The following is a 1,030-nucleotide window of genomic DNA, read 5'->3' on the forward strand; positions in this document are numbered from 1 at the left end:
GAGTTCAGCCGGGTGCTCTTCCCAGCACCCCGCCGGTCCGAGGCCGAGCCGCCGGTACGCGACTCGATCGCGGCGGCGACGGCCGCGTGCAGCCGGGCCCGGCTCAGCACCGGCACCACCTCGGTGAGCGCCTCCTGCACCAGCGCGTGCACGAACAGGAACCGCCCGGGCCGCCCCTCGGCCAGCAGCTCCGCGGCCATGGCAGGCTCCAGCCGGTCCAGCGCCGCGTCCAGGTCCAGCCCGGCGGCCTCGGCCGCGACCGTCACGTCGAACTCCCGCCCGGCGACCGCCGCCACCCGCAGGAAGTCGGCGGACGGCGCGGGCAGCCGGTTCACCCGGCCGAGCACGACGTCGCGCACGCCCAGCGGCAGCGTGCCGCCGCCCGGCGATCCGGCCCGCAGGTAACGCACCAGCTCGGTGACGAAGAACGGATTGCCGTTCGTACGCTCCCTGAGCCCCCGAACGTCCGTGCCCTCGGGAGCCAGCCCGGCCAGGTCGGAGGCGGACAGCCCGGACAGCGGCAGCCGCAACGCCTGCCGGCGCGACAGCGCCTCGAACGCCTCGGCCAGCGCGCCCTCCGGCGGCGGCCAGGTGCGTGCCGTGCCCACCACGGCCAGCCTGCCGTCCAGCACGTACCCGGCCAGGTAGCCCAGCAGGCGCAGCGAGGAGCGGTCCGCCCAGTGCAGGTCGTCCAGCACCACCAGCACCGGCTGCTGGGCCGCGGCCAGCGCCCGCGCCGCCGCCTCGTAGGTGCGGAACCGCGCGCCCTCGGGGTCGTTGCCGGTCGCGGAGTTGACGCCGGGCAGGTTCGCGCGCACGTCGGCGGGCAGCGGCGGCAGCGTGTCGGCCAGCCGCTCCAGCACCGCCACCCACGGCCAGAACGCCGGCGCGCCCTCCGTCGCCGCGCACCGCCCCACCGCGACCGTGAACCCCCGGGCGCGGGCCCGGCTCACCAGCTCTTCGGCCAGCCGCGTCTTGCCGATCCCCGGCTCCCCGGTGATCAGCGCGAACCCGGGCCGGTTCGCCGCCG

1 protein-coding gene is annotated in these 1,030 nt (G+C 77.6%); it reads right to left on the reverse strand.

What is annotated here, in order from left to right:
- The coding region (locus ACWDX9_RS63665) for an ATP-binding protein (RefSeq protein WP_449973507.1) at nucleotides 1–1,030 on the reverse strand (1,030 nt) is incomplete at both ends.

This window comes from Nonomuraea sp. NPDC003201 (assembly GCF_053590415.1).